This window comes from Leptotrichia sp. HSP-342 (assembly GCF_041199995.1).
In the GTDB taxonomy this organism is placed as follows: Bacteria; Fusobacteriota; Fusobacteriia; order Fusobacteriales; family Leptotrichiaceae; genus Leptotrichia; species Leptotrichia mesophila.
Genome location: NZ_CP165646.1, coordinates 1,293,051 through 1,319,750 on the forward strand (window position 1 = coordinate 1,293,051; position 26,700 = coordinate 1,319,750).

A 26,700-nucleotide genomic window follows, 5' to 3' on the forward strand; every position below is an offset into this window, starting at 1 on the left:
ATTTGAAACTTTAATTTGTTATGTTTCAAATACAGCACTTTTATAAATTTACAATCCCTTTTCATGTATCAATTTATGTTCTTTGCTATTTATATAATCTTTATGTTTATGATTATGCTTTTTCTCTGATATAAAATGACTATGCTCATGTTTATGCGTGATAATATGAGTATGTGTTTTTCCATCATGCTTATGAACAATTATGTGAGAATGACTATGACTGTGACGTTTAACCATTGTATCATATACAACAATTACGCTGCCGATTATCATAAAAACAAGACCAATGAAATATACCAAAGTAAGTTTTTCTCCATTTACTATAAATGCTAAAAAAGTTCCTACAAATGGAGCTACAGCATAATATGCACTAGTTTTTGCAGCACCTAAATCTCTTTGTGCTCTGATATACATAAAAATACTGAGTCCATATGCCACAAATCCAAGTAGCAAAGCAGCTATTATATATTTCATTTCAGGAATTCTTTCTCCCAAAATAAGGGCGACTGTAAATGAGCCGCTGCCAGAGAAAAAGCCTTTTAGCAAAACAATCTCATAAGTGCTTTTATCCGAGATTTTTCTAGTGCAGTTATTTTCAAGTCCCCAACAGCAAGTTGCCAGTATAACAAACAATGAGCCTAATGAAAACCGGAAACTTTCAGCCCCTTCAACTGAAAGAACTATGCTTGATACTGTAATAAAACCGATAGCAATCCATAACTTTGGTGTTACCTTCTCCTTAAATATCAAAAGAGCAATAATTGTTGTTGCTACAATTTCAAAGTTGCCAAGCAGTGAAGCATTTGAAGCTGAACCAATATTTATACCAATCATCAGAAATATAGGTGCCGCAATATCAAGGACAATCATTCCAATAGTATAAGGAAGATCTTCCTTATTCAACTTTTTATACTTTTCTTCGGCTTTTCTACGAAACAAGTACATAATACCTACGCCCGTTCCAGCTCCCAAATATAAAAAAGATGCCATCAATGTGGGAGGAACTTTATTTAAAAGCACTTTAGAAAACGGTGTATTTATTGCATAAAAAATAGCTGCAAATAATGCTAAAATTACCGCCATAAATTTTCTGCTTTTATCCATGTTTAATAAATCATCTCCTTTTAGATAAATCCTAAATTCATCTCACAATCAGCCAAGGTCTTTCATTTTCCCATACAATCTTTACATCCAAACCAAACATCTGAGAAAGCAATTTATCAGTCAAAATATCCTTTTTAAGCCCTTTTGCCAAAATCTTTCCATCGTGAAGAAGTGCTACATGAGTTACTGACGGCATAATTTCTTCAATCTGATGAGTTACGTAAATAAACGGTATTGCATTATCATTTTTGGAATTTTCCTCAAGCACTTTCAAAAAATACTCTCTCGAAGTTACATCAAGCCCTGAACAAGGCTCATCCAGTATAAGCAAATCAGGCTCATTCATAAACGCTCTTGCAAGCAATGTCCGTCGTTGCTCTCCTTGTGACAAAGTTCCAAAACGATTATTTTTTATATACGAAATCCTAAAATCCTCAATAATCTTATCCGCCTTTTCCCTGTCCTCATCTGTAACTTCATCATAAATCCCAATAGAACTAAACTTTCCAGAAATTACAATATCTTCCAGTTTTTCGCCATTTAATGTGCTTGAAAAATTATTTAATGTAGAACTTACAAATCCAACTCGATTCTTTATTTTTTTCCAAGAATAATTACCGAATTTATGCCTAAAAACTCTCACTTCTCCAGAAGTTGGAAAAATATAGGCTGGTATCATTCCAAGAAGAGTTGACTTTCCAGAACCATTAAGCCCCAAAAGTACCCAATTCTCACCTTTATTTATACGCCAGTCAATTCCTTTCAATATTTCTCTGCCATTACGTTTAAAAGTTACATTTTCATAGTGTAATATTTCTTCCATAAAAATATCCTTCTTTTCCAAAATTTTTAGATCCTAAATTCTATTAGCAATCTCAGTTCCCATTTCATCAGTTCCAACTTTCTGCATACCATCTGTATAAATATCAGCCGTTCTAAATCCTGCTTCTAGCACTTTTTCTACAGCTTTTTCTATTGCATCAGCCTCTTTTTGAAGATTAAATGAATATCTTAACATCATTACTGCCGAAAGTATTGTTGCTATCGGGTTTGCAATATTTTTTCCAGCTATATCAGGTGCTGAACCATGACTTGGCTCATAAAGTCCAACTTTTCCATCTCCAAGACTCGCTGATGGCAGCATTCCAAGTGATCCTGTAAGCATTGAAGCCTCATCTGACAAAATATCTCCAAACATATTTTCAGTCAAAATTACGTCAAATTGTCTAGGATTGGCAATCAGCTGCATTGCGGCATTATCCACATACATGTGCGAAACTTCTACTTCTGGATAATCTTTTGAAATTTCCTCCACTACTTTTCTCCACAATTTTGAAGTATCCAAAACATTGTGTTTATCTACACTCGTAAGTTTTTTATTTCTAAGTTTTGCAATTTCAAATGCTTTTTTCGCAATTCTTTCAATTTCAAATCTTGTGTAAGGAAGTGTATCAAACGCCTTTTCATCAGAATATTCCCTATGCCCAAAATAAAGCCCTCCAGTAAGTTCCCTTACTATCATCACATCAAGTCCATCTCCAATTATTTCTTCCTTCAAAGGACTCGCACTTTTTAACGATTTAAACAAAATAGCAGGACGTAAATTCGTATAAACTCCAAGTTCCTTCCTAATTGCAAGAAGCCCTCTCTCAGGACGTTTCTCAGGCTCAATATTATCCCATTTAGGCCCACCAATAGCCCCAAGCAAAATAGCATCACTATTTTTACAAACTTCCACAGTTTCACTTGACAAAGGAACTCCATACTTATCCACAGACTCCCCTCCAAGATACCCCCGAACATACTCAAATTGATGTCCAAACTTCTCTCCAACCTTGTCCAAAACCTTTATCGCCTCAGCCACTATTTCCGGCCCAATTCCATCTCCATTTAATACTGCAATTTTATAGTTCATTTTCGCACTTCCTTTCTAAATTCTTTATATCATCTTTTTTAACTTTTTTATTCAAAATTTTTCCATTTTAAATTATTAAATAAAATCTCCACTCTTCTATTATGATATTTTCCTATATCTGTTTCATTTTTATCAACTGGATCATCTTCTCCTTTACCACTTATTTCTCCAATTGAAATAGTATCTTTTAAACCAAGCTCTCTAAGTATTCTAGCAACATTTCTAGCTCTTATAAACGATAATTTTTGATTATATTTCTTTGTCCCAGTTGAATCAGTATGTCCTACGAAATCTACAGTTCCACTTTTTCCAAATTTATTTAAAATATTTACAATTTCTTTAAGATCAAATATCTGATACTCAGTTATTATTCTCCCATCAACTTTAAAACCTCTTATAACACACTTTTTCTCCTCTCTATTGCAAGGTACTACTAATGTTGTTGAAAAAGAGATATTCACAATTGTAAATATACAAAATAAAATAAACTTTTTCATAAAATTCCTCCAATTTAAAGCAAATCCGAATGTGTCCTAGTTCTCAACAATGTCAAAACCAAAATATTTTTTTCAATTTTATAAATTAAGAGCCAATCAGGCTAAAAAAATTTTTTAAAATATAAGAAAATTATTCATCTTCCAATTGATTTTTTAGTTCCTTAAGTAAACTTAAATTAAAATTTTTTTCAACTACATTTTTTACAATAATTTCAACTCTTCTATTATTATATCTTTCTACTATTGTATCGTTACTATCCATCGCATTTTCAGAGCCTTTTCCCAAAACTTTTACAATTCGCATTTCATCTTTTAAACCATTTTCACGAAATAATTGTGCAAGTCTTTTAGCTCTTTCCAATGATAATTTTTTATTTTCTGTATTATCATTATATCCGATAAATTCCAAATCTGCACTTTCATAAAGTTTATTCCAAATTTTTCTAACAATGCCTTTCATTCTATTTCGTTCAAACTCATTTAAATCTTTACCATTTTCTTTAAATCCTCTAATTGAAATTTTCAGCTCACCTTTGGTATCTTCCATTGGAATATCCCAAGCCAAATCGTCCATAACCATCGGATCACTCATAAATGGAAATTTTTCCAAAATCTTCAAATTTTTTTCAGCTTTTTTAGAACCATTTTGGATTGCCATTTTATAATACTTTTCAGCTTGTTCAGTTTGATCATTTTTAGCATAAAAATTTGCTAAATTATTCATTGCTTTTACATCACCATTTTCAATTTTTTCTTCAAATTCTTTGATTTTTTTATAATACCCTTTAAAATCAAAATCTGTCATTGAATATCCAGAGATGTTTCCTTTTGAATCATTAAATTCTTTGATATTTCCATCTTGAGAAAATAAATTTATCAAAAGTAATAACTGATAAAATAAAATAATTTTTTTCATAAAATTTCTCCAACTTAAAACAAATCCGAATGTGTCCCTGTTCTTGACAACGTTAAAACCAAAATATTTTTTTCAATTTTATAAATCAAAAGCCAGTCAGGCTGAATATGACATTCTCTAAATCCTTTATAAACGCCAGTAAGATAATGATCTCTATATTTTTCAGGCAAAATTTCACTGTCAGATAATTTATTAATAATCTGTGCCAGTAATGTTAAATCATATTTTCTTTTCTTCAATTTTTTTAAGTCCTTATCAAACCTTTTGGTTGTCTTTATTATCAATTTCATCAACTAAACCCCTAAATCCTCAAATAATTCTTCGGCACTTTTATACCCTTTTCTCTCAATTTTACCACTTAAAATATCTTCAGTTTCCTGCATTGCCTTTAAAGTTTCTCCATTTGGAACTTTCAACTCAAACGGAATCCCCTGCTCCAAAATACATTTCTTCAAAAATAAATTCATAGCAGTACTCATATTAAGCCCCATTTTTTTAAATAATGTTTCCGCTTCTTTTTTCACATTTTCATCAACTCTAGCTGTTACTGTAGCCATTTTTACCACTCCTTTGTAATACTTTTGTTATACAACGTAATTATATTATTAAATAGTGTAAAAATCAACCTCATATATTAAATTATTTATATTTTCATAAAAAAACTCTAACTCAGTAAATTAATTTGATTTTCCCATAATGCTATTATAATCATCAACTAGATTCCCATATTCTCTCAAAACGTTGTTAGGCATACCTTCTGTACTTTCTGTCATCCAAGGCTGTTTAATTTCTCCAGGATTGGCTGGGTGCTTTCTTTCTATTCTTGAAATAAATGAAGCTATAGAAGCCCTGTAACTCGCAAGACTACGTTGGAACGTTGTAAACTCTTCAGCTCTAAATTTCTCTTTTTTTAACTGTTTTTCATCCTTTATCAGCTTCTGAAGATTATTTGAAGTTTCTACTATTTTTTGCTGTATTGGCTTTAACTTTGTTAAGTCGCCTTGAGTATAGTTTGCTGTATTCAAATTTTGATTTTTCATTTCTCCAATAAAATTTTTAGACTCATTTATTAGTACAAGCATATTATACTTTATCAAACTATTGTCTTTCTTATATTTGTTCAAGCTGCTTTCAAAATTTTCCTTTTCCCGTACCACAAGCGCAGCTCCAAATTCATTATCAAGTTTTTCATATTTTTTTATAATCGCAAGAAATTTGGTATGTAACTCCTGTGCCTTTGCAAAATTATCACTTGTATAATCTTTTCCAGAATAATAATTATTCATATCATCTGTAACAATTTTTAATTCTTTCAATACTGGCAGCAATTCCTTCGCCACCTTATCCAGATTTTCCATTTTATAATTTATAGAAATCCCTTTTTGAAGTTTCTCAATCGTACCTTCATTGACAGTTATATTTTTCACAGTTTCAGACTTTTTAATCTTCTCCGCTTCTCCTGCTTCCCTAAAATATTCAGAAATTCCTGCATTAATCTCTGACATATCATTATAGACACTCGCATAATAATTAAACTTTCCAACATCTTTTAAGTCATTACCATTACTATCGCTATTTTTTTTACTCCCACAAGACATTACAAATGTTAATAACATAATTAAAAACAGTATTTTTCTTTTCATTAATTTTTCTCCATATCATAAATTTTATTTTTTCAGTCGTTTTCTTCATTATGAAGTTATATCAGTTTATTTTCTATCAAATAATTTATATTTTCAGATATCCAACTTTTATTAAATCTAAAAAATTTCTCAATTCTAAAAACTTTACCTTCATTATCTAATTTAAAATATAATTTATATCTCATTATTTTTTTTACTAATTTTAAAACCTTCACTTTTTCCCGTGGGATTATTTTCCTCATTTTACCTATATTTGAAAGCTCCATTCCAGAAGATATTTTAAATGTTACATCACACGAAAATATTTCTATATTATCTTTCTTAAACAAAACTATGATACTTCCTTTCAAATCCTTGTTAAAATCATAAAAAAGATTTTTATCAAAAAATACTTTTACAAAATTGATTTCAGGAAAAAAACACAAATAATTCCTGTCATACTCAATATTATTTTCATTAAAATAATTTTCTATTATTTTATTCCATTCTTTGATAGTTCGCATAATTTTTTATCTCCTAGTCATCTGAAAATTTTTTGTTAAATCCAAGCATACTGCAACTCATAGCACTTTCTATAATAATTCCCTTTAACTGAAGTTTCAATATTTTTATTTCTTCTAAAATTCCGATTACAGCTTTTTTTGTAAAACTGATAAGATCTCTTACACCAGCCACTTCTTCTCCAGCTGACTAATTCTCCATTTTTTACAAACACATCAAACGGTAAATCTTTTGAACTTATTTTAGAGAATTTTTCTTTTTCTCTCTTTCTATACTCAATTCCTTTTGACCACATAAACATCTCCTTTTTTAGATTATTCTCAAAACTTAAAATTTATTTTATAACTCACATCCTCTGCTTTTACATCCACAATTTCTCAATTTTTCATTTTCAATCAAATTTCTGAAATCAAATTATCTGCTATTTAACAATCCCTTTTGAAATCACATCCAAATCCCCATTGCTAAACTGAATATTCGTTTTTGCTCCTGTATCAGCCAAGATTTTCTGTGCAATCATTGTTGTCAACGGATAAATAATGTTAAAATGGTTTCCACCAATTATTTCATATGATTTAAATGGAATCTGATATTTATCTGCAACTTTTTGCATAACTCTGTAAACTGGCTGACTGTCATCTTTTCCCTCAAAATGAAATGTTGGAGCTGTGATTGAACGCATATATCTTAATGATGAACGAACCGCTATTTCTCTAGGGTTTGTTCTATCAAATGGAGGATTCATTCCAGCGTAGTCATATTTTTCTAATGACATAAGTTCTGTTGCCGCTCCCATTGCAAAAACTGCTCTAAATCCTTTCGAATATTCACTTAATAATACTGCTTTTGTCCCACCTGTACTATGCCCAACAAGATAAATTCTATTTGGATCAACATAAGGCAGTGAAGCGACATACTTTCTAGCTTCTTCTAAATCTTCAATTTCTCCATAAAACATCTCAAATTTACCAGGATTGTTATTTTCAGCACGTGCACTTGGGACAAATAGAACAAATTCATCTCTTTTAAATGCATCTGCTCTTTGATAATTATCTTTTGGAGCCTCTTTTCCCCAGATTTCCATTGTTCCACCAAATCCACCATTTAAATACATTATTACCGGATACTTTTTACCATCATTTTTTGGGGTGATATATCCTTCCATTTCTCCAATTTTAGTTGGATATTTTACTAATTCCACTCCACTATCTTTAGGCGGTACAGCCAATTTTCCGTCTGGTACAAATTCCGACTGGCCTTCAATCAAAGTTGTCTTAAAATTTTTATGTGCTTCTTCCAAAGTTTCACCATATATTTCAACTCCAAAACTGTCATCAATTTGTTTACTATTTTTCTCACTCTTTTGAACTTCTGTATTTGCATTTGAATTTTTGCCTCCGTTCCCGCAAGATACTACAAAAGTTGCTAAAATTAACAATAAAAGTAATATTTTTTTCATAAATCCACCTTTCTTTTTTTATTTATTGTTCCAACATTCTTCTTTTGCCCACTCTTTCAGCCAATTTTTCAAAGTATCCACTTTCAATCAAGTTATTTCTATTCTGCATCCACCATGTCTTTCCATTAATTTGGGCAAAATTTATTATTTCTTTTTTTATTTTATCCCCAACTCTTACTGATATTGTCAATTTATAGTTTAAGATTCCTTTTTTTAAATCAATTTTTTCTATATCATCAACATCTATTCTTGTTAAAAGTCCTTTAATTCCACCAAGCATTCCAATTTCGAAAAACAATATTTCATTCTCCTTAAAAAGTATATAACACGGCTTCATTCCTGCTTTCATAATCAATCCAATAAGTCCCATCATCAAAAATGAATTCAAATTTCTTTCTCTTTTAATACCATAAATACAATTTTTATGATATTCTATCCCATTTTGCTTGAAATATTCTTCTACTTTCAACTGTTCTTTTGATTTTTCTGCCATCTTTTAAATTTTCCTTTCTAATTTTTATTCTATTATTTCAATAAACAACTTCTTCCTCAGCAATATCATTAACATAATTAACCTTTTTAGTCAATTTCCCATCCTCATCATAGAATTCCCAAATTCCCTCTTTTTTCCCAGCTTTATAATTTCCAATTGCCGCTAATTTGTGATTCTTCTTATAATAAAGTTTTGTCAAGCCTTCTCTTCTTGATACAAAAAAACTACTAGCATCTGCATAACCTATTTTAAATTTTTCCCGAAGAATTGAAGAAAACTCGTCATTTAATTCTAAGTCAGTGACAAATTCAAAAAGATCATCAAAACTTGCAGCAAAAAATCCCTTATCAATATTCCCTTTTAACCAAATCCAGTTATCCCCCACAACTGTATAATCATCAGCTACTTCAAAATAAAAATTTCCTTCACTTGTTATCTGAATATTATCAACAAAAATATAATTTCTATACTTATCCAATGGAAATACTTTTGTTTTCCATATTCTTTCTGCTTCTTCTTTTGTAAAATCGTCTTTTAAAATTTCAAATAACATATCATAGCAAGTTGGATACTCTGGAAATACTCCATCATCAAAAAAATCATCATTCAGCACATCATAAAAATACTTAACCATCGTATCTTTCACTTTTTTATTCCATTCATCCTGATTAAAATACAATTCTTCCAAAATTTTAAACATTTTTTCTTTTTCAAGTTCAACATTATCATATTTTTTGGAAATTGTTAGACTTACTCGTATTTCTTCACCTTTCCAAATAACTTTCCCATACCATTCTTTAAAATAACTGCTATGTGAACTTTCTCGAAAATCCTGAATTTCCATATCTGATTTTCCTTTCTAAAAAAATTTAAGAAAGTTAGCCCATATAATACTCGTCTATTTCACCATTAAAATTACAACAAGCATAAAACATTTTATCAACAAAAAATAATTTTTCATGCATAGCTATTGTAAAATTAGAATTTTCTTCTACCTCACTATAATCAATTATTATTTCCATGTCTTCATTATCAAGCAACTTTTTAAATGCTTCTTTTGTTAAAAAATTATTCTTCATAATTTCTTCTGTATCTTCTTTTCCAATAATTTTAAGCAATTTTTTCTCCACTTCATCAATACTCTTTGTTTCATAATAAATTTCAGCATATTCTGGCTTTACCCATTCTTCTTCGTTAAACCAGTCAACAAATTCATCAGCAAATATATTCTTACACTTTTTATCCCAATATTCTTTATTTTCTAAAATTTTTTCAACCATTTCTTCGACTTCTACTTCATCAAGTTCATCTTCGTCAATATCATCTTCACCATTACAGTATAATTTCATCTCTATTTCGTGATTTATCCACATCACTTTACGAGTATACTCTCCATCTATGATTTCCCAATTTTTCATTTTTACTCCTTTTTTGACTACTTATGATTCTCCTCATACTTCCTAATCTCATCTTCATGTTCCAATGTCAATCCAATCGAATCAAGCCCTTTCAGTAATCTCTGTTTCCAGCTTTCCTCCAGCTCAAAGAAATAATCTTTCCCATTTGCTGTCAGCTTGTTATTTTCCAAATCAACTACCACTTTAGCATCCCCAGGAAGTTTAGCCAGTTCCAGTCTATCAGCTTCTGGCAAAGTTATTGGCAAATGTCCGTTATTTAGCCAGTTCATGTAGAATATTCCTGAATACCCTCCTGCAACAATTACATGAAATCCATAATCCTGCAATGCCCAAGCCGCATGTTCCCTGCTCGAACCGCACCCAAAATTATCTCCTGTAATCAAAATTGTTCCTGTCTTATATTCAGGCTTGTTTAAATTAAAATCCATATTATCTGTTCTGTCCTCATTGTATCTCCACTCATCAAACACATATTGCCCAAATCCTGTTTTTTCGATACTTTTTAAATATTGTTTTGGAATTAATTGATCCGTGTCAATATTGTCATTCATTATTGGAACGATTGTTCCTTCATATTTTGTAAATGGTTTCATTTTTTTCTCCTTCATTTTTTATATATAAAAATTCTATTTTTAACTAATTTTTAAAAGAGTTTTTCAATTTATCTTTTATCCCTTTTTTGATTAAATTTCTACACTATCCCCATTGATTCGGCTAATTTTTGATCTAGTTCCTTTCCTTTTACATTTGCTTCTCTTGTTAAATGTTGATTCATATAATCCACAAGTATACCTTCGTTTGGAAGCATTCCCCCTACAAATATTGCCCATCTTAATGTTGCTGTAAAATACAAATCTAACACGGTAAAATTATTTCCTATTACATATTTTTTGCCTTTTAAAAATTCAGTTAAGGTATTTAATGCTGTATCGTAATCTCCATAGCCTACACTTCTTCTCTCTTCACTTGATGGAACATCAAAAAACTTGTCAATAAAAGCATATTCTAATTGAACTAGAAAAAACATCCAACGATAAAATTCTCCTCTTTCCAAAGAATTAACTGGTGGTATCAAGTTTTTTTCAGGATACATGTCTGCTAAAAATATTAATATTGCTGCTGTTTCTGTAATTACTTTTCCATCTACCTCCAGTGCTGGAGATTTCCCCATTGGATTTACTGAAAGATATTTTTCTGATTTCATTTCTTTACCAAAATGAACAGGCACTACATCATACTCTGCTCCGCATTCTTCTAGCATCCATCTTACAATCGCCCCTCTCGAACGTGGATTTGTATAAAAAGTTATCTTTTTCATAGTATTTTTCTCTCTTTCAATTTTTTTATTCTTATTAATTATCATTAACCAGTATCAATTCTCTTATTTTACTTCATCCAATTCCCTTACATCCACAAATTTCCCATAAATTGCAGCCGCAGCAGCCATTGCAGGACTTACTAGATGTGTTCTTGCACCTTTTCCTTGCCGTCCTTCAAAATTTCTGTTAGAAGTTGAGGCACAATGCTCTCCAGCTGTTATCAAGTCAGGGTTCATACCAAGACAAGTGGAGCATCCAGCTTCTCTCCATTCAAATCCTGCATCTTTTAATATTTGTGCAATTCCATTTTCTTCAGCCGCTTTTTTAACAACTTGTGAACCAGGAACTACAACTGCCGTAATATTTGGCGCAACTTTCTTTCCTTTTACAATTTTTGCGACAATTTCCAGGTCGCTCAATCTTCCATTTGTACAAGATCCGATAAATACGTGCTTTAAAGGTATGTCAAATGGAGTTTGTCCTGGTTTTAAGCCCATGTATTCGTATGCTTTTTCATCATTATGATCTCTGATTTCTGGAAATTTTTCTGTAACATTGATTCCCATTTCAGGATTTGTTCCCCAGGTAACTTGTGGCTCAAGATTTGTAACATCAATTTTTATATGTTTGTCAAAGGCTTCTACAGAATCTGTATATAATTCCTTCCATTCAGCCACTTTTTTCTCAAATTCCTCACCTTTTGGTGCAAACCTTCTTCCTTTCACATAATTAAATGTAGTTTCATCAGGTGCGATAATTCCTGATTTTCCTCCACCTTCAATCGCCATATTACATATTGTCATTCTTTCTTCCATCGAAAGCCCTCTTATTGTATCTCCAAAAAATTCAAAGGCATATCCATTTCCAAGTCCAATTCCATAAGTCTTTATTATATGTAAAATAATATCTTTTGCATATACACCTTTTTGCAGTTTTCCAGTAATTTCAATTCCCATTGTCTTAGGTTTCTTTTGCCAAATTGTCTGTGTTGCCAGAACGTGCTCAACCTCACTTGTCCCAATTCCAAATGCAATTGCTCCAAATGCCCCATGGGTCGCAGTATGGCTATCTCCACAAACTACAGTTTTTCCAGGTTGCGTAAGTCCTTGCTCAGGCCCCACCATATGCACAATTCCATTATTTTCATTAAACATATCAACAAGTTCAATCCCAAATTCCTTACAGTTCGCAGCAAGTGCATCAAGCTGTGCCTTAGAAACCTTATCTCTAATATTCATTCTTTGCGACATTATCGTAGGCGTGTTATGATCCATCGTTCCAAAAGTCAAATCAGGTCGTCTAACCTTTCTTCCAGCAAGTCTCAATCCCGAAAACGCCTGTGGCGAAGTAACTTCGTGAATTAAGTGTAAATCTATATAAAGCAATTGTGCTTCTCCAGGCTCTCCTGTAATTACATGTTTCTCCCAAACTTTATCAAACAAAGTTTTTGGTTTTTTCATTTCATTTTTCATTTCTGACATTTTTTTATCCTCCAATTTTTCTCTCCAATTTTTTTTATTTATAAATTTTTTTAAAATTTATCTATTCTTTTTTGTTCAAATTTCTGTAATTCCTTTACTTTTTCAAAAATAATATCTACATTTTGTTCCCTTAAATAACTCATATACAAGGCTCTATCTTCCTTTTCGATTACAAATGGAGCTATTTTTTCCTGAAAACACAGATACATCATAATCAGTCTTCCCGTTCGTCCATTTCCATCACTAAAAGGATGAATTCGTTCGAATTCTATATGAGAGTTTAATATCTCCAATAATTTTTCATCATCATTTTTACATAATTCAAGCCTATAATTAAGATTTTCAATCCAATTTTTTGTAAGGATTGGTACTTGACTTGGTGTAGAAGTTTCAAAATTTGCACCGATTATGGCATTACTATTTCTTTTAAAATTTCCTGCATTATCATTTAACCTATCCAAAATTTCCTTATTTATACTCTTTATCACGTAAATATCAAGTTTTTTATCATTTTCAAGTTCACTTATCATATAGTCAATCGCCCTTTTATGATTCAAAACTTCAAAAACTTCACGAACACTCTTGCTACCTGGTATTATGCTATCCAAAATAATTGTAGCCGTCTCATTCAATGTCAATGTATTTCCTTCAATGGCATTTGAATGATATGTCATTCTTACTGATAAATCTAAAAAATATTCATAATTTATATCTTTTATATCCATTTTCTCCAACTTTCTATTCTTATAAAATTAATAGCAGTCCCAATGATAAAAAACATCTGAAAAATCTTTATTTTTCAATTTTTCACGATTAATAAAAAAGTGCATTACCCCACTATCTCCAATCATAACTTCTTTTCCACTATCAATTTGAAACAATGATGTATCGTACTCTTTCATCTGCTCATCATCTCTTGGTTCCCATTGAGTAAAATATGGAAATCCATTGCATTTTGTCCCAACAATTTCTTCATAGAATTCGTCATCGTATAATTTTTCTACTTCTTCGTATAATTTATCTTTTTCATTAAATCCTAAACTTTCTTCTTCTAGCACTTCTTTAAACAAGTTATCTAAAAGTTCATAATTAAAACTTTCTTTCTGTTTTTCCAAAAAAAATTTCATTTTACAAGGTTCACTTGCTATTAAAGTTTCCATATACTTTAAATCAAATTTATAAGGATTGTACATTTCCTTAAACTCATCTTCCGAATAGTAATCTTCAATTTTTTCATAATAAATTACATCAAATCCATCTCGATTCGTATAATCATCAAAATCCAATCCCAGCAAATCTTCTCCCAAAACCCAAAACTGCAAAATTCCTTCCTGCGGGAAATCTTCAAGCCCCTTCAAATCTTCACAATTTATCTGTGCAAGAAACATAAATTGTTGTTCTTTTGAATTTGTTGGAATTTTTTTCCCTTTTGGAATGTATGGAATCCCTTCAATTTTGCTATCCGTTATTTTTATTTCTTTTGAAGCATTGACCGAAGCATCTGCAACAATCATTTCTTTTGCCGTTTCTTGATACTTTTTTCTATTTTATTAAAAATATCTTTTGCTAAAATCTTTATTTCTTTCTCTTCCATTTCATACCTCTTCCAAGTTTTAAATTTACTTTCTTTATTTTAACATAAAAATCCCAAACTTAAAAAAATTATTATTAATTATAACTATAATTTAATTATCATCATGTTTGTAGTAAGTCCAGCCGCTGTTCCAATAAGCAAGATTGTATTGCCGCTTTTAATTCTTCCATTTTCCAGTCCATGAACTAGTGTTATAGGAACAGATGCTGATACCATATTTCCAAATTCCTTGACTTCATCTAAAAATTTATCTTTTTCTATTCCTAACTTTTGCATTATAAGAGGCATTGCAACGCTAGCCTGATGGGGAACTGTCATATCTATATCTGAGACTTTCATTCCATTATTTTTTAGAAAATTTTTCATTAATTCAGGAATTTTACTTATTGAAAGTGACAATACTGTTTTTCCGTTCATATCGAACATATATTCCTCTTTTGTCATTTCAGAATAATTTTTGGGATGAAAATTGCTTAAACCTCCTCGAATTTCAGTCGAATGTGCTCCTTCTGACCATGTTTTCTGTATTGCATCAATAACTCCTATTTCCTTTTCAGTCTTTTCAATTACAAATGCTGCTGCACCATCACTAAAAAGCTGGAAACTTTCCTTTTGTTTTGGATTTAAGGCTTTTGAAGCTACATCGCAGGAAACTATCAGTACTCTTTCATATCTTCCTGCTTCTACAAGGTATGACATGGTATCCAGAGCAGTTATAAAACTTGTACAGGTAGTATTTATATCAAAAGCTGGAATTGAAGTCCCTTTTGCTATTTTTTCGTGAATTAGGGCTGCTGTGCATGGTATAGGCTGTATTCCAACAGCACTGGCTGAAACTATGCAATCAATATCATTAATTGTTATATTTGCATTTTTTAACGCTTTTTCACAGGCGGAAACAGCAAGGGAAATTTGGCTTTCACCTTCACTTATTCTATAACGAACTTGTCCTTTAAGTTCAACTGTATTTTTTGGTAATTCTATTCCATATCCTTTAAATTGAATTCTTCTCATTCTATAACCTTTCTTATTATCCTTTTTAATTTTTTTGTGCTGTCTGTTTTATAATCTATGAATCTGATTTCTACATTTTCTATATTCAAAGAATCGAACAATTTATCAAATTCTTTTCTTACTAGTTTTTCTTGTTCATTATTTACATTCAAAATTGCAATCTCCAGTAAATTGCTATTTATTTGAAAAACCTGATATTCTCTTATATTTTCAGCAAAAAGTATTGTTCTTCTAATAAAATCTGGAAATACAGTAATTTCTTTATCAAATTTATTTATAAACCTGAAAATATCATCTGAACGCCCTTCAATCTTTTCAATTCTCTGTAAAACAGAACCACACTCACATGGTTCTTCTGATTCAACTAGAATATCATTCAAATAGTAATTTACAAAAGGCTGGCTTGTCCTCCTGAAATCTGTAATTATCGGATAAAATCTTTTTGCATCTATATATTTCCTGTCAAATTTTATTAAATCTTCATTCAAATGAAGATGTCCATATTCACAAGTACAGGCTAAAAAACCTTCTGTCGCCTGGTAAATCTGATGAATTACTTTTAAATTAAACTGCTTTTTTATATATTCCTCATCAGGTTTTTCCAAAATTTCTGCAACTGAAACAACCTTTTTCACAAAAGTTTTCAACTTGCCTTCCTCTATCTTTTTAGCCAGCATTAGTAGTAAGGAGGGGGGAGCAACAACAATAGTTGGATTGTATTCATTCAACCTCTCAATATGTCCATCAATATCTTTAAAAGTATCAAAATATTCCAAACTTATTAAAAAAGAATTTATAGATTTATACAAATCATTGTCCGCTCTTAGGAAAAATGCTATTCTATGTCCAAGAATGCTATTTTTAGGCAGCATTTTAGCCAAAATCGTCCCTGCCCATATACCTTGCTCTTCAGGAGTAGTAATAAACATTCCTCTATGTCCAGAAGTTCCAGAAGACAGTCCTACTGAAATATCTTTGTATTTCTGATCAAAATTTCTTGTTTTTTCACTATTTAAGGCGATTTCCATGGCTTCATCCCTTTTTACTCCTAAAGTATTAAGTTCATCAAAATTTTCCATCATAAATGCTTTATTCATAACAAAATTTTCAGAAATTTCATGAGTTTTAAAATATGGAGATTTTTCTTTTAGAAATTTTAAGTGTTTATTTACCTGCTTTTTCTGATATTCCAAAAGTTTATCTCGTGAATCCCATTTATTAAAATATCTTATTTTTATAAAACTTGATATAATCTTAAATATTTTTTTCATTCAATATCCTCTTTACCTTTTCTTTATTATCATGACTGACTACAACAGAAATATCATCTTTTAACAATTTTTTTAAAAAATCACTTCCCTGCTGATAATCCTCAAAGTTATTCTGTATTTTTCTAGCAAGCCATTTCATTTTATCTGTAAATGGAAGATATTCAGTCCCCCAGCATACATCAGCACCAATAAACAGTTTTAATTCTGGCATATATACGCATGCCTGACCTTTTGCATGTCCGTCTATCTCGACCATAAACATAGATGAATCAGAAAATAAATCAAAACTATTTTTATACAAGAACAACTTGTTTTCCTCATAATTTCCCTTTCTTATCAATGTCAATCTATTTTCAAAATCATCTGGCAGAAGTTCATTAAAAATCAGAAAATTATCTTTTTTTGACTTAAAACTATTATAGCAAGTCTCAGTTAATATTAAATTAGAGTTTGGAAAAAATTTCAATCCCCCAATATGATCAGGATGTAAATGTGAAACAATTATATATTTTATTTCTTCTATGCTTATACCTTTTTTTCTAAGCTGGTAATCAATTGTATCTTCTTTTTTTAAGGTTATCGGATTGGGAAATCTATACAAAAAATATTTAAATTTATTTTTTAAAATATTCATAGAATAACCAGTATCATAGAGAATATAGCCCATCCTTTTATGCTTTATCAAAAACACTCCCGCATAAAAATCAACTACTGTCTTACCAAAACCTTTAAAAACCTTCTTTAAATCATTTGTACAATAGCCGCAGGCAAAATATTCAACTTTTTCTATCATTTTCTCTGATGTGCTTAACATATTTTTTTACTCCTTCAAGGACAGATATTTGCGGATAGTATCCTAATTCTTTTTTTGCCTTGTCAATATTCAAAGTTTGGCTGTATCTCATTAAATATAGCGTATATTTGGTAAGAGGAGGCTCTTTTTCAATTCCGAAAAGTTTATAAATTTTTTCTAAAATTGAAACCAAAGTTAAAATTGGTCTGTAGTTCCATTTTAAATATTTGCCTTCTGTTCCCATCTCGTTAAAGAACAATGTCAAAATTTCCTTAAATTCTATCGGCTCATCATTTGTTATATTATAAGTTTGCCTTGAATACTTTTCGTTTTCTAGTGCCAGCCTTAAAGCATAGGCAACATTTTCAACACAAGTTACATCGACTTTTTGTTTCCCGTCAGCAAAAAGAGGTATTCCCATCTTTTTATTTAAATCTAGAAGTCTTGGAATTATGCTTGTATCTCCTATTCCAAATAATCCACGTGGACGAATTATCATATAATTTAACTTGGAATTCTTAATTATATTTTCTGCCATAATTTTACTTTTTATATAAAAATTAAGGTTATTATCCTTTGGAGCCTCATTTTCCTTAACATCTAGCTGATCCTTTGCCCCAGCATATATGCTTGGAGATGAAACAAAAACTAATTTTAATCCCTGCTTCTCACAAATTTCAACAATATTTCGAGTTCCTAGCACATTTACCTTATAAAAATTGTTCCATTTACCCCAAACTGTAGATAATGCCGCAGCATGGATTACTGCACTGCATCCTTGAAAAGCCCTTAGCAAATCTTCCTTATTTTCTATATCTCCCTTAAAAAACTCAACATTACTGTCAATCAAAGTCTTTCCAATTTTCTCATTTCTTCCAAATGCAATAACCTGATAACCATTATTTTTTAATTCTTCAACTACATATTTTCCTAGAAAACCAGTTGCCCCTGTGATTAAAACCTTCATCGCTATCCTCCTTTTAACAGCCTGTCAATTTCTTTTTTCAACATTTCACTTGGTAAATAATTATTAAATTCTTTTGATAATTTTTCCAAATTGTTCCATTCTTCTCTTTTTAGCATTTTCTTAAAAGCCTTTAAAATGGACTTTCTTGATTTTAATTTAGCTGGTATTCCAATTTTAGCTAAATCAGCCCTTACTGCATAATCAAACTGGTCATAATCATGAGGAACAATAACAGCAGGCTTGTTATATTTTATACAGGAATAAAGTATTCCTGCTCCGCCATGATGAATAACATAATCTATCTTGGGCAAAATTTCATCATAATCTAAATAATGGTAAATATGTAAATTATTTTCCTTTACAATACCCTTATCTTTTTCTAAATAACTTCCCAACGAGACTACGAACAGAAATTCAGGATAGATTTTTGAAAGTTCTTTTGCCAGCTCAATTATTGACTTTTTAGCCCATTTTAGATGCGTTCCGTTAGTTAAAAATACAGTTTTTTCAAATTTTTTATTATTTTCAAATTGCACACTATTTTTAAAAAGGGACGAACAGCAAGGCCCAACCCAAGAAAATTGACTTGGAAAATCATCTCTAAATTCAATTTCTTTCATGCCTAAACCTAATATAGAATATGGAGAATAAATATTTTCTTCACCTTTTTCGTTGTACAAAGTGAAATTAAATTGTCTTAATTGATTTTTTAAAATAAAACAAACCATTCTTTTAAAATTTCTGACAATGTTTTTTGCTATACTATCTCTTAGTTTGAATAAAAAATTATCTCTTGGATATAGTCCTCCCATATAAGAAGGAGTTGTTGTTCTGCTTTCTATTGCAAATGGTGTTGGAATGCTTGTAATCCAAGGAATATTATTTTTTTTGCACACAAATCCTGCTGGAACGGCTGTAAAATCTGCTATAACTATGTCAGGCTTTCTTTCAGAAAAAAAATCTTCCATTTCTCTTATTATTTCTGGCATAAGTCCCATATTTTCTTTAAATTGCTTATACATAATCCAAAGATTAGTCCGTTTATCTGTATCAGATATTTTTTCAAAGATAGCAGGCTTATCTCTAAGGAAAACTTTTACAGGAAATCCAAGTTTCTTTACAACTTCCTCTTTTTGACAACCTGTATAAATACAGATATTATATTTGTCCTTTTCCTTCAATAGAGGGAGAGCTAACTCTAAAGCTGGATAGAGATGTCCGCTAAAAGGCGGGGTAACAACTGCAATTTCAATTTTTTCCTTGTAAGTATTCATAAATTATTTTTTTTACCTTTCTATCCTTAAAATATTCCAAATGTCCACAATTTAAAATTCTATCAGTCTTGTGAAAATCTAGAAGCCAGCTGTAAATATCTAACCTTCCCTTAATAACTACTGTATTTTTCAAGTTTCCATAACCTTTCGCTACAGGTCCTAAAGCAAACATCGTAATATTCCCATTATCATAATTTGCTAAATCCATAAATTTATTCCAAACATTTAAGCCTGAGCTTAAAGAAATAACTATCACATCTTTTAAATGCTTAACAGGCTCTAAATGTCTCAAAATCTCCTGTTTAAATTTTTTATTAAAAAGAGTGCCAGAATAATAAACAATATTTGATAAACTTGCTTTAAAAATACTGATATCTTCATATTTATCATGTTCAAAGTCTTCATTATATGGAAAATTTGAATTTATAATTTTATATCCAAATTGCTGAAAAATATTTAAAATCTCAAATCTTTCTTGTCCTAAGGCAGCTGTTTTAAGATTACTGCTTCCACTTATAAAAAAGACAATTTTATCTTCTTTTAAAAAAGTTTTTGAAACATCAAGACTTTCCAGCTTTTCTAAATAGTCGTTAAACTTCATAATGTATTTTCCCATCTTTAACTCTAATTTTTTTATTTCTCCATATAATCACAGGCGGTGTTAAAAGAGTATAGACAAGTATAAAAGGCAATAAAAATTCACTTGCTAACTCATACGGCAATTCATCAGCCTTATGAAAAAAATTACCTTTCTTTTGTATTTCTGACTGATAAATAAATAATCTCACTATATGGAACAATCCAACCTTTCCTACAAATAGCACTATTATCATGATAAAATGATTTATTCCAAAATAAAAACTTAAAAATAATAGAATAGCTGGTAAGAATACAGGCAATAATATTATAAATAAAAATTTAATGGAAAATGCATTTTTCATATAAACATTGCTAAATAAAAGCCATCTTTTCATAAGAAGAATATATTTTCTAAAACTTGGAACAGTATTTCTCACATTGCAAAAAATAGTACTTTGTATAATTTTTACATTTTTAGAAAGTAAATAAGTTGCAAGTGCCAAATCATCACATAGCCAATATTTTATCTCTTCAAAAGCAGAATATTTTTTTAAAATATCAGTCCTTAAAATATAAAACATTCCATTTATAGTCTTATTTTCCTTTAAAAAAGACATAGAAAAGTATGAAAAAATAGAATTAGAATTTATAAAAGCCGAGATTAATTTTGAATAGAAGCCTTTAATATTATAATTATAAGGAATCCCAGTTACTATCCATTCAGCCTTATCTTTTTCATAAATACTTAATTCATCCATTTTTTTTCTGTCAATAACTGCATCATCATCTAAAATTACCGTATATTCCGTTTTTATTTTCTTTACAGCTTGCGATAATTTAAATACTTTTGGATTTACTTCTTGCGGAACATCATCTAAGTAATACACTTCTACTCTGCTAGAATAATTTTTATTTTTTAAAATATTTTCAACTGTCTGTCTTGCTAAACAGTCACTTTTATCAACAAGCCAAATAAATTTCATGTCATCAGTATTTTTTAAATTGGCAGACAAATCATCTTCCAATCTTGTATCTCCAGACAAAATAGGTTGAACTACTGTGTATTTGCTCTCATCTATCTTATTTTTTTCTAGACTATTTATTCTTTTAAAGTAAACAAAAGAAAATATTAATTTTAAAATAAACAAGATTACTGCCAATATCAATAAAAAATTAAACAATACTATCATTTAATCACCTTTTTCAAGACTAATCCTGCTAACCTTAGCTGTAACGAAATTGGCAATAAATTTATTAAAAACATGGACACTCTATTCCTAAAGCCAATAATGGAAAGTTTTCTTCCTTTTTCCATCGCTTTTATAATTTTTTTCGCTGTCTCTTCCGAACTCATCATAAATTTTTGAGAACTTCCAAATTTTTCCTGTGTATTCTTATCAAAAAAATTACTTTCCGTTGGGCCGGGGCAAACTGATAAAACTCTCACATCTTTATTTTTAGGTGCCAATTCTTCATCTAACGCCAAAGAATAATGTAATAATGCAGATTTTGCCGAACTATAAACTGCCATATACGGATGCTGATATAAAGCACCTGTTGAACATACGTTTAAAATTATTCCTTTCCCTTTTTGCAAAAATTTTTCTGAAAATTTTTTAGTTAAAATTAACGGAGAAACAAAATTCACATTCACAGTATCCAAATCTTCTTTATCACTCAATTTCAAAAAATCTGTAATTTTTCCAAAACCAGCACAATTAATAACCAAATCAACATCACAATTTTCAACAATATTTCTTAAATTATCTATATCTGTTAAATCATATTCTATACAAATACATTCAATTAAGGGATTTTTTTCTTCCAGTTCTTTTTTCAATAAATTCAGTTTATCAGAAGATCTTGCCAGCAAATACATTTTTTTACTTTTAATTGCTAATTTTTTTGCCAATTCTTTACCAATTCCTGAACTTGCTCCTGTTATTAAAATTTTTTCCATTATTTATTCATCCTATTCATAATCAAATAATCTGGCCGCCAACAAACTATTATAGTACTTTATTTATTTGATTTTTCGTATATATTTAAATTTTTTTCAATTTTAGCACCACAATTTCAGGCTGTGCAAAAAATCTTATGAACATTTCAAATGCTCCACCACCAACACCTGAAGTAGTATAAATTTTATGTCCATCATATTCCTTTAATCCATATCCGTATTTCCAAGGATGCTTAATTTCCGCCCATAATATCAATCCGAACAATGTTATCTGTCCACCGTGAGTATGTCCTGCCAAAGTCATATCTGATCTTTCCTTCTGTTCATTTGTCATTTCTTCAAAATAATCAGGATTATGTGTGACGAAGATATTAAAATCATCTTTTTTTATGCCATTAAGCGCCTTCTGTGCATCAGGTTTCCCTTTTAGTAAATCGTCAACTGCTGAAATAAAAATACTCTGTTTATTTACTGTTATTTTGTCATTTTCATTTACCAACACTTTGTACCCAAGGCTTTTCAGTCCAGCCATATTTTTTTCCACAGAATTATAATCATGATTTCCCAAAACTGCATAAATTCCATATTTAGGCTTTTCCAACTTTTCCATTCCTTTGTAAAATCGTGGAATTTTACCAGTCCAGTTAGTATAGTCCCCACCCAGAATTATAATATCCTTTTCCTGCTTGTTTATCAAATCAATAATCCTGTCAAGCTGCTTCTGATTAAATCTCGCATAAGTATCCAGCTGAAAATCCGCCGCAAAGACAATCTTCTTTCCATCAAATTCTTGCGGAATATCCTTTGAAGCAATTTCTATTGTTCTCACCTTGAGCTGTGTATATTCATAATGTGCATAAATTAGGCAGATTATAAAAAATATTGCTAAAATTCCTAAAACTGAAAATACTGTTTTTTTAGTTATCATAAATTTTTCCTTTTCAATTGTTTTATTTTCTTTCTAATTTTGATATTTATAACTTTTCTATTTATTTCTTAATCAACAACTGCACTTACTTCTATTTCTATCATCAATTCCTTATCAATTAATGAAGACACCTCTACCATTGTTGCAACCGGTTTAATTTCCCTAAAAAATTCTCCATGTGCTTTTCCATATTCTTCCCATTTTGAAATATCTGTAACAAACATTCTTGTTCTAATAACATTTTTTAATCCCAATCCTTCCTTTTCAAGAACCTTTTTTATATTTTCAAGAATATATTTTGTCTGTTCATAGGCATTTCCTACCGCATAAGGCTTTCCATCCTTGACAGCTGTTGTTCCTGCTATTTCAAAAATATTTCCTATCCTTACTGCTCTCGAATATCCTACAATTTCCTCCCATGGAGAATTTCCACTTATATTTTTTCTCATCAATTTAACTCCTTTCAAATTCTCATACTTACCAATAATATTCTGTGTTTCAAAAAGTTTATAATAAATTTTCTAAGTGTGTATTTCCGCTTCAACATCCTCAATACTTTTTTCAGGCTGTACAAGCCATTCTAGTGCCAATCTTCTAAAATGAATAATACTTTCATCATAAGGGAATTTCTTGTTATTATGATTTTCAGGACGTATTCTCAGTTCCACTGCACTCCAGTTAAGTCTGTACAAATAATCAAGCATATCCATTATTTCATCTTTTGAACGTAATTTTGCTTTATTCATCAATGTTTCTAAATCATTTTCCATAAAATATTCTATTGTTTTTCTGAAATCACAAATTGTATTCAAATCTGTCAATTCTTTCAAAGATAATGACCATAATAATACCGGTGGACATTCATAACGCCAGTTAAAGTTTGTCTGCACTATTTCATCATCTGTATATTTTTCTAAATATTTTTTTTCTTCATCTGTTAAAATTTCTTTAATTCCATATTTTTGATTAAACATTTCTAAGACTTGATTTATATTTTCTTGTGCATTTTCTCCAAATTCATTATACAATTCTGAAACAACACCTGTCATTTGCATTGCAGCCGCCCTTTTTATAATTGCTTCCTTATTTGGAATAACAGCTTTGCTCTCAGAAATACTTACAGGCATAGCCAGATGAAACGGCAACCCTTCCAATTTAATTTTTTCAATATTTCTAATCATTCTTTCCTTATCTTTTTCAGTCATTTCAAAATTATCAATTAAACTTGCTGGTATTTTTATATCTAAAATCTCTTTACTATTTTCCGCTTCTTTAGAGTTTGAAGATACAAATAAAGTGTTGTTATCTCTTCCGAATCTTTTAATTATATAATCTGTTGAAGATTCTACTGCTGCTAAATATCCTCCAATTATTGATAGTATAAAACATATAACAGAAATTATTATCATATTATTATCTAAAATTATATATCCAGCTTTGGTAAAGTTTAATTTTCCTGCTATTAATATAAATAATAAACGATAAAACCAAACGCTCATTATACTCGAAATACAAATTAGAGTTATTCCACTTTTATTAACCATTTTTCCTAATTTTAAAAATCCATATATTACTCCAAGTGGTATTAGAATTAACGTAAAAGCTTTTAATAACAAATTTAAGTTAAATATCAATGTCAGCAGCCAGAATATACCTCCAACTAAGCCACCTAATAAAGAACCTAAAAATCCTAATAGTTTCTTCTCTTTTACTGTTTCTTTTTTTCTTCTTAATTCAATTTCTTTTCTTTTAGTACAACTATCACATAAATGATAGCCATCTTTACCAATCGCTTTTATTATTATTGTATATTCTATCGGACTATCATCTTTCCCACATAAAGCACACTTACTTTTTATTCCTTCTTTTTTTAAAAATTTTAATGATATGTCTATTGCTTGTTGTATATCTTTTGCACTTTCACCAATTTCTAGTTCTATATAATTTTCTGTAAAATTTGCTGATTTAAATTTTTCAACATATTTTTTTAATCTTTTAAACAATTTTTCTATTTTCTCTTGTTTAAGAGCCATGTCTATTTTTTCGCTATTAAGAAACATCATATCTTTATCTTTCATTTTACGTATATCTACATTTAATATTATCACATAATCTCTACCATCTTTTTTTATACTTATATAAAATTCATCTACAATTCCTTCTATTGATTCTATACTACCTATAGCAGGTTCAGAGAAATTTTCATTTATATATTTTAAATTATATTTTTTATTCACTTCTTTTAATATTTCGTCCATTTCATCCTTTTTGCTCATTATTCCTCCATTTAAATTTTCTTAAGCTCAAAAATCACAATCTCAGGCTGTGCAAAAAACCTAATAAACATCTCAAGAAAAGCTCCTCCTAATCCTGAAGTAATGTATATTTTATGGCCGTTATATTCCTTCATTCCATATCCATATTTCTTCTTATCCTTTATTGCCGACATAATAATTTTTCCAAAAAATGTTACCTGTCCGCCGTGAGTATGTCCAGCAAGTGTCATATCCGCTTTTTCCTTCTCATCTTCTGTCATTTCCTCAAAATATTCAGGATTATGAGTCAAAAATAATACAAAGTCCTCTTTTTTTAGTCTTTCAAGAGCCTTTTTCGCATCAGGCTTTCCGTGCCATAAGTCTGTTACTCCTGCGATATATATATTTTCATTATTTATTGTTATTTTCCTATTTTCATTTACGAGCAGATTAAATCCAAGTTTTTTCATATTTTCAGCCGTTTCTTCTGCTCCTGGATACTCATGATTCCCATAAATTGCATACACTCCAAGTTCTGGAATCTTTATATCCTTCGCATCCTCATAAAACTTAGGAATATTTTTCTCCCAAGTCGCATAATCTCCCCCCAGCAGTATCATATCCTTTTTCTGTGCATTAATCAGCTCAATCGCCTTTTTCTGCTGTTTTTTATTATACCGTGCCATAGTATCATACTGAAAATCCGCTACAAACAGCACTCTCTTTCCATCAAATTCTTTTGGTAAATCCTTAGACTTTATCTCAATTGTTTTAATCTTTATATTCCGATATTCATAATGCGAATACACTAAAAACACTATAATTAATCCTAAAAAAACATATAAAATTTTAAGAATCCAACTTTTTCCTTCCATTTTTTCTCCTTATTAGTAAATTTACCCCTAACCCTATAAGAAATATTACATCCAATGAACCTACATATGCAAAATAGTCATAAACAATAAATATGATGAATATTCCTGCCTTATCATCTCCAAGCGATGAGTCTGAAAATATGCTCTGTACCCATACTAAAAATATCAATATTTTTATTACTATTCCAACTATTGTCAAAATTATCAAGGAATTTTTCCCTATTCTCGCTTTTGCATAAAAATATGATAAAAATATATTAAGCAAAGCCAATACAAGATAACCTATTCCAAAATACGCATCTCCACCAATTTTTAAATTTCCTAAAACCGATTCTCCTAACCAAAACAATAAACTTGATACAAGAATATTGAAACAAAGCAAATAAAGAAAATATGAACTTCTAAGAATTATTTTTTTCATTCTTTCTCCTTCTAAATAAGTTG

32 protein-coding genes and 1 pseudogene are annotated in these 26,700 nt (G+C 29.9%); all 33 read right to left on the reverse strand.

The window, feature by feature from the left end:
- Positions 1-48: 48 nt before the first annotated feature.
- On the reverse strand, positions 49-1,104 hold the full coding sequence (locus AB8B23_RS06665) for a DMT family transporter (protein ID WP_369712090.1): 1,056 nt from the start codon (positions 1,102-1,104) through the stop codon (positions 49-51).
- A 37-nt stretch (positions 1,105-1,141) separates the two neighbouring features.
- Positions 1,142-1,927 (reverse strand): ABC transporter ATP-binding protein, encoded by a 786-nt coding sequence (locus AB8B23_RS06670; protein WP_369712091.1) that lies wholly within the window; start codon positions 1,925-1,927, stop codon positions 1,142-1,144.
- Positions 1,928-1,960: 33 nt separating this feature from the next.
- Positions 1,961-3,019, reverse strand: a complete 1,059-nt coding sequence (gene leuB / locus AB8B23_RS06675) for a 3-isopropylmalate dehydrogenase (protein WP_369712092.1) — start codon at positions 3,017-3,019, stop codon at positions 1,961-1,963.
- A 47-nt stretch (positions 3,020-3,066) separates the two neighbouring features.
- Positions 3,067-3,516, reverse strand: coding sequence for an OmpA family protein (locus AB8B23_RS06680; RefSeq protein ID WP_369712093.1), 450 nt, complete (start codon positions 3,514-3,516; stop codon positions 3,067-3,069).
- Positions 3,517-3,530: 14 nt separating this feature from the next.
- Positions 3,531-3,617, reverse strand: a pseudogene (locus tag AB8B23_RS06685) (type II toxin-antitoxin system YafQ family toxin); the annotation flags it as partial.
- Between the two features lie 29 nt (positions 3,618-3,646).
- Positions 3,647-4,432, reverse strand: coding sequence for an OmpA family protein (locus tag AB8B23_RS06690; RefSeq protein WP_369712094.1), 786 nt, complete (start codon positions 4,430-4,432; stop codon positions 3,647-3,649).
- A gap of 14 nt (positions 4,433-4,446) precedes the next feature.
- Positions 4,447-4,722 carry a type II toxin-antitoxin system YafQ family toxin gene (locus AB8B23_RS06695; RefSeq protein WP_369712095.1) on the reverse strand — a complete coding sequence of 92 codons (276 nt, stop codon included), beginning with the start codon at positions 4,720-4,722 and terminating at the stop codon, positions 4,447-4,449.
- A gap of 3 nt (positions 4,723-4,725) precedes the next feature.
- Positions 4,726-4,989, reverse strand: coding sequence for a type II toxin-antitoxin system RelB/DinJ family antitoxin (locus AB8B23_RS06700; RefSeq protein WP_369712096.1), 264 nt, complete (start codon positions 4,987-4,989; stop codon positions 4,726-4,728).
- Positions 4,990-5,109: 120 nt separating this feature from the next.
- A complete protein-coding gene (locus AB8B23_RS06705) occupies positions 5,110-6,075 on the reverse strand; it encodes a DUF3829 domain-containing protein (RefSeq protein ID WP_369712097.1) in 966 nt (321 codons plus the stop codon).
- A gap of 56 nt (positions 6,076-6,131) precedes the next feature.
- Positions 6,132-6,578, reverse strand: a complete 447-nt coding sequence (locus tag AB8B23_RS06710; RefSeq protein WP_369712098.1) for a hypothetical protein — start codon at positions 6,576-6,578, stop codon at positions 6,132-6,134.
- Positions 6,579-6,591: 13 nt separating this feature from the next.
- Positions 6,592-6,750: a hypothetical protein gene (locus tag AB8B23_RS06715; protein ID WP_369712099.1), complete on the reverse strand. Its 159-nt coding sequence runs from the start codon at positions 6,748-6,750 to the stop codon at positions 6,592-6,594.
- A gap of 247 nt (positions 6,751-6,997) precedes the next feature.
- The gene (locus AB8B23_RS06720) at positions 6,998-8,035 is read right to left on the reverse strand and encodes an alpha/beta hydrolase family protein (protein WP_369712100.1); all 1,038 of its coding nucleotides are present in this window, start codon (positions 8,033-8,035) and stop codon (positions 6,998-7,000) included.
- A gap of 22 nt (positions 8,036-8,057) precedes the next feature.
- Entirely contained in the window at positions 8,058-8,528 is a 471-nt protein-coding gene (locus tag AB8B23_RS06725; protein ID WP_369712101.1) for a hypothetical protein, read from the reverse strand.
- 37 nt (positions 8,529-8,565) lie between these two features.
- Positions 8,566-9,372 (reverse strand): DUF2262 domain-containing protein, encoded by an 807-nt coding sequence (locus AB8B23_RS06730; RefSeq protein ID WP_369712102.1) that lies wholly within the window; start codon positions 9,370-9,372, stop codon positions 8,566-8,568.
- A 34-nt stretch (positions 9,373-9,406) separates the two neighbouring features.
- Positions 9,407-9,946, reverse strand: a complete 540-nt coding sequence (locus tag AB8B23_RS06735; RefSeq protein ID WP_369712103.1) for a hypothetical protein — start codon at positions 9,944-9,946, stop codon at positions 9,407-9,409.
- 17 nt (positions 9,947-9,963) lie between these two features.
- Complete coding sequence (gene leuD, locus AB8B23_RS06740; RefSeq protein ID WP_039901318.1) at positions 9,964-10,539, reverse strand: 3-isopropylmalate dehydratase small subunit; 576 nt, start codon at positions 10,537-10,539, stop codon at positions 9,964-9,966.
- Positions 10,540-10,637: 98 nt separating this feature from the next.
- Positions 10,638-11,264, reverse strand: coding sequence for a glutathione S-transferase family protein (locus AB8B23_RS06745; RefSeq protein ID WP_369712104.1), 627 nt, complete (start codon positions 11,262-11,264; stop codon positions 10,638-10,640).
- 63 nt (positions 11,265-11,327) lie between these two features.
- Positions 11,328-12,746: a 3-isopropylmalate dehydratase large subunit gene (leuC, locus tag AB8B23_RS06750; RefSeq protein WP_369712105.1), complete on the reverse strand. Its 1,419-nt coding sequence runs from the start codon at positions 12,744-12,746 to the stop codon at positions 11,328-11,330.
- 50 nt (positions 12,747-12,796) lie between these two features.
- Positions 12,797-13,471 carry a Fic family protein gene (locus AB8B23_RS06755; protein WP_369712106.1) on the reverse strand — a complete coding sequence of 225 codons (675 nt, stop codon included), beginning with the start codon at positions 13,469-13,471 and terminating at the stop codon, positions 12,797-12,799.
- Between the two features lie 27 nt (positions 13,472-13,498).
- Positions 13,499-14,260 carry a YwqG family protein gene (locus AB8B23_RS06760; RefSeq protein ID WP_369712107.1) on the reverse strand — a complete coding sequence of 254 codons (762 nt, stop codon included), beginning with the start codon at positions 14,258-14,260 and terminating at the stop codon, positions 13,499-13,501.
- A gap of 164 nt (positions 14,261-14,424) precedes the next feature.
- Positions 14,425-15,354 carry a 3-oxoacyl-[acyl-carrier-protein] synthase III C-terminal domain-containing protein gene (locus AB8B23_RS06765; RefSeq protein ID WP_369712108.1) on the reverse strand — a complete coding sequence of 310 codons (930 nt, stop codon included), beginning with the start codon at positions 15,352-15,354 and terminating at the stop codon, positions 14,425-14,427.
- On the reverse strand, positions 15,351-16,625 hold the full coding sequence (locus AB8B23_RS06770) for a F390 synthetase-related protein (protein WP_369712109.1): 1,275 nt from the start codon (positions 16,623-16,625) through the stop codon (positions 15,351-15,353). Before AB8B23_RS06770 ends, AB8B23_RS06765 begins: the two co-directional genes overlap by 4 nt.
- Positions 16,609-17,439, reverse strand: coding sequence for an MBL fold metallo-hydrolase (locus tag AB8B23_RS06775; RefSeq protein ID WP_369712110.1), 831 nt, complete (start codon positions 17,437-17,439; stop codon positions 16,609-16,611). The genes AB8B23_RS06770 and AB8B23_RS06775 overlap by 17 nt, the downstream gene beginning before the upstream one ends.
- On the reverse strand, positions 17,402-18,385 hold the full coding sequence (locus tag AB8B23_RS06780; RefSeq protein WP_369712111.1) for an NAD-dependent epimerase/dehydratase family protein: 984 nt from the start codon (positions 18,383-18,385) through the stop codon (positions 17,402-17,404). The genes AB8B23_RS06775 and AB8B23_RS06780 overlap by 38 nt, the downstream gene beginning before the upstream one ends.
- A gap of 2 nt (positions 18,386-18,387) precedes the next feature.
- Positions 18,388-19,659, reverse strand: a complete 1,272-nt coding sequence (locus tag AB8B23_RS06785; protein WP_369712112.1) for a glycosyltransferase — start codon at positions 19,657-19,659, stop codon at positions 18,388-18,390.
- On the reverse strand, positions 19,634-20,260 hold the full coding sequence (locus tag AB8B23_RS06790; protein ID WP_369712113.1) for a hypothetical protein: 627 nt from the start codon (positions 20,258-20,260) through the stop codon (positions 19,634-19,636). The genes AB8B23_RS06785 and AB8B23_RS06790 overlap by 26 nt, the downstream gene beginning before the upstream one ends.
- Complete coding sequence (locus tag AB8B23_RS06795) at positions 20,250-21,428, reverse strand: glycosyltransferase family 21 protein (RefSeq protein WP_369712114.1); 1,179 nt, start codon at positions 21,426-21,428, stop codon at positions 20,250-20,252. Before AB8B23_RS06795 ends, AB8B23_RS06790 begins: the two co-directional genes overlap by 11 nt.
- The gene (locus AB8B23_RS06800; RefSeq protein WP_369712115.1) at positions 21,425-22,198 is read right to left on the reverse strand and encodes an SDR family NAD(P)-dependent oxidoreductase; all 774 of its coding nucleotides are present in this window, start codon (positions 22,196-22,198) and stop codon (positions 21,425-21,427) included. The genes AB8B23_RS06795 and AB8B23_RS06800 overlap by 4 nt, the downstream gene beginning before the upstream one ends.
- An 85-nt stretch (positions 22,199-22,283) precedes the next feature.
- Positions 22,284-23,126, reverse strand: coding sequence for a metallophosphoesterase (locus tag AB8B23_RS06805; protein WP_369712116.1), 843 nt, complete (start codon positions 23,124-23,126; stop codon positions 22,284-22,286).
- Positions 23,127-23,194: 68 nt separating this feature from the next.
- A complete protein-coding gene (locus AB8B23_RS06810) occupies positions 23,195-23,575 on the reverse strand; it encodes a RidA family protein (RefSeq protein ID WP_369712117.1) in 381 nt (126 codons plus the stop codon).
- 72 nt (positions 23,576-23,647) lie between these two features.
- On the reverse strand, positions 23,648-25,402 hold the full coding sequence (locus AB8B23_RS06815) for a DUF4272 domain-containing protein (protein WP_369712118.1): 1,755 nt from the start codon (positions 25,400-25,402) through the stop codon (positions 23,648-23,650).
- 11 nt (positions 25,403-25,413) lie between these two features.
- The gene (locus tag AB8B23_RS06820) at positions 25,414-26,256 is read right to left on the reverse strand and encodes a metallophosphoesterase (RefSeq protein WP_369712119.1); all 843 of its coding nucleotides are present in this window, start codon (positions 26,254-26,256) and stop codon (positions 25,414-25,416) included.
- Complete coding sequence (locus AB8B23_RS06825; protein WP_369712120.1) at positions 26,231-26,677, reverse strand: flagellar biosynthesis protein FliQ; 447 nt, start codon at positions 26,675-26,677, stop codon at positions 26,231-26,233. The genes AB8B23_RS06820 and AB8B23_RS06825 overlap by 26 nt, the downstream gene beginning before the upstream one ends.
- Between the last annotated feature and the right edge of the window lie 23 nt (positions 26,678-26,700).

Excerpts from the sequence above, each read along its gene's own strand:
- AB8B23_RS06665 (WP_369712090.1), bottom strand. The coding sequence starts at position 1,104 with ATGGATAAAAGCAGAAAATTTATGGCGGTAATTTTAGCATTATTTGCA.
- AB8B23_RS06670 (WP_369712091.1), bottom strand. The coding sequence starts at position 1,927 with ATGGAAGAAATATTACACTATGAAAATGTAACTTTTAAACGTAATGGC.
- leuB (WP_369712092.1), bottom strand. The coding sequence starts at position 3,019 with ATGAACTATAAAATTGCAGTATTAAATGGAGATGGAATTGGGCCGGAA.
- AB8B23_RS06680 (WP_369712093.1), bottom strand. The coding sequence starts at position 3,516 with ATGAAAAAGTTTATTTTATTTTGTATATTTACAATTGTGAATATCTCT.
- AB8B23_RS06690 (WP_369712094.1), bottom strand. The coding sequence starts at position 4,432 with ATGAAAAAAATTATTTTATTTTATCAGTTATTACTTTTGATAAATTTA.
- AB8B23_RS06695 (WP_369712095.1), bottom strand. The coding sequence starts at position 4,722 with ATGAAATTGATAATAAAGACAACCAAAAGGTTTGATAAGGACTTAAAA.
- AB8B23_RS06700 (WP_369712096.1), bottom strand. The coding sequence starts at position 4,989 with ATGGCTACAGTAACAGCTAGAGTTGATGAAAATGTGAAAAAAGAAGCG.
- AB8B23_RS06705 (WP_369712097.1), bottom strand. The coding sequence starts at position 6,075 with ATGAAAAGAAAAATACTGTTTTTAATTATGTTATTAACATTTGTAATG.
- AB8B23_RS06710 (WP_369712098.1), bottom strand. The coding sequence starts at position 6,578 with ATGCGAACTATCAAAGAATGGAATAAAATAATAGAAAATTATTTTAAT.
- AB8B23_RS06720 (WP_369712100.1), bottom strand. The coding sequence starts at position 8,035 with ATGAAAAAAATATTACTTTTATTGTTAATTTTAGCAACTTTTGTAGTA.
- AB8B23_RS06725 (WP_369712101.1), bottom strand. The coding sequence starts at position 8,528 with ATGGCAGAAAAATCAAAAGAACAGTTGAAAGTAGAAGAATATTTCAAG.
- AB8B23_RS06730 (WP_369712102.1), bottom strand. The coding sequence starts at position 9,372 with ATGGAAATTCAGGATTTTCGAGAAAGTTCACATAGCAGTTATTTTAAA.
- AB8B23_RS06735 (WP_369712103.1), bottom strand. The coding sequence starts at position 9,946 with ATGAAAAATTGGGAAATCATAGATGGAGAGTATACTCGTAAAGTGATG.
- leuD (WP_039901318.1), bottom strand. The coding sequence starts at position 10,539 with ATGAAACCATTTACAAAATATGAAGGAACAATCGTTCCAATAATGAAT.
- AB8B23_RS06745 (WP_369712104.1), bottom strand. The coding sequence starts at position 11,264 with ATGAAAAAGATAACTTTTTATACAAATCCACGTTCGAGAGGGGCGATT.
- leuC (WP_369712105.1), bottom strand. The coding sequence starts at position 12,746 with ATGTCAGAAATGAAAAATGAAATGAAAAAACCAAAAACTTTGTTTGAT.
- AB8B23_RS06755 (WP_369712106.1), bottom strand. The coding sequence starts at position 13,471 with ATGGATATAAAAGATATAAATTATGAATATTTTTTAGATTTATCAGTA.
- AB8B23_RS06760 (WP_369712107.1), bottom strand. The coding sequence starts at position 14,260 with ATGATTGTTGCAGATGCTTCGGTCAATGCTTCAAAAGAAATAAAAATA.
- AB8B23_RS06765 (WP_369712108.1), bottom strand. The coding sequence starts at position 15,354 with ATGAGAAGAATTCAATTTAAAGGATATGGAATAGAATTACCAAAAAAT.
- AB8B23_RS06770 (WP_369712109.1), bottom strand. The coding sequence starts at position 16,625 with ATGAAAAAAATATTTAAGATTATATCAAGTTTTATAAAAATAAGATAT.
- AB8B23_RS06775 (WP_369712110.1), bottom strand. The coding sequence starts at position 17,439 with ATGTTAAGCACATCAGAGAAAATGATAGAAAAAGTTGAATATTTTGCC.
- AB8B23_RS06780 (WP_369712111.1), bottom strand. The coding sequence starts at position 18,385 with ATGAAGGTTTTAATCACAGGGGCAACTGGTTTTCTAGGAAAATATGTA.
- AB8B23_RS06785 (WP_369712112.1), bottom strand. The coding sequence starts at position 19,659 with ATGAATACTTACAAGGAAAAAATTGAAATTGCAGTTGTTACCCCGCCT.
- AB8B23_RS06790 (WP_369712113.1), bottom strand. The coding sequence starts at position 20,260 with ATGAAGTTTAACGACTATTTAGAAAAGCTGGAAAGTCTTGATGTTTCA.
- AB8B23_RS06795 (WP_369712114.1), bottom strand. The coding sequence starts at position 21,428 with ATGATAGTATTGTTTAATTTTTTATTGATATTGGCAGTAATCTTGTTT.
- AB8B23_RS06800 (WP_369712115.1), bottom strand. The coding sequence starts at position 22,198 with ATGGAAAAAATTTTAATAACAGGAGCAAGTTCAGGAATTGGTAAAGAA.
- AB8B23_RS06805 (WP_369712116.1), bottom strand. The coding sequence starts at position 23,126 with ATGATAACTAAAAAAACAGTATTTTCAGTTTTAGGAATTTTAGCAATA.
- AB8B23_RS06810 (WP_369712117.1), bottom strand. The coding sequence starts at position 23,575 with ATGAGAAAAAATATAAGTGGAAATTCTCCATGGGAGGAAATTGTAGGA.
- AB8B23_RS06815 (WP_369712118.1), bottom strand. The coding sequence starts at position 25,402 with ATGAGCAAAAAGGATGAAATGGACGAAATATTAAAAGAAGTGAATAAA.
- AB8B23_RS06820 (WP_369712119.1), bottom strand. The coding sequence starts at position 26,256 with ATGGAAGGAAAAAGTTGGATTCTTAAAATTTTATATGTTTTTTTAGGA.
- AB8B23_RS06825 (WP_369712120.1), bottom strand. The coding sequence starts at position 26,677 with ATGAAAAAAATAATTCTTAGAAGTTCATATTTTCTTTATTTGCTTTGT.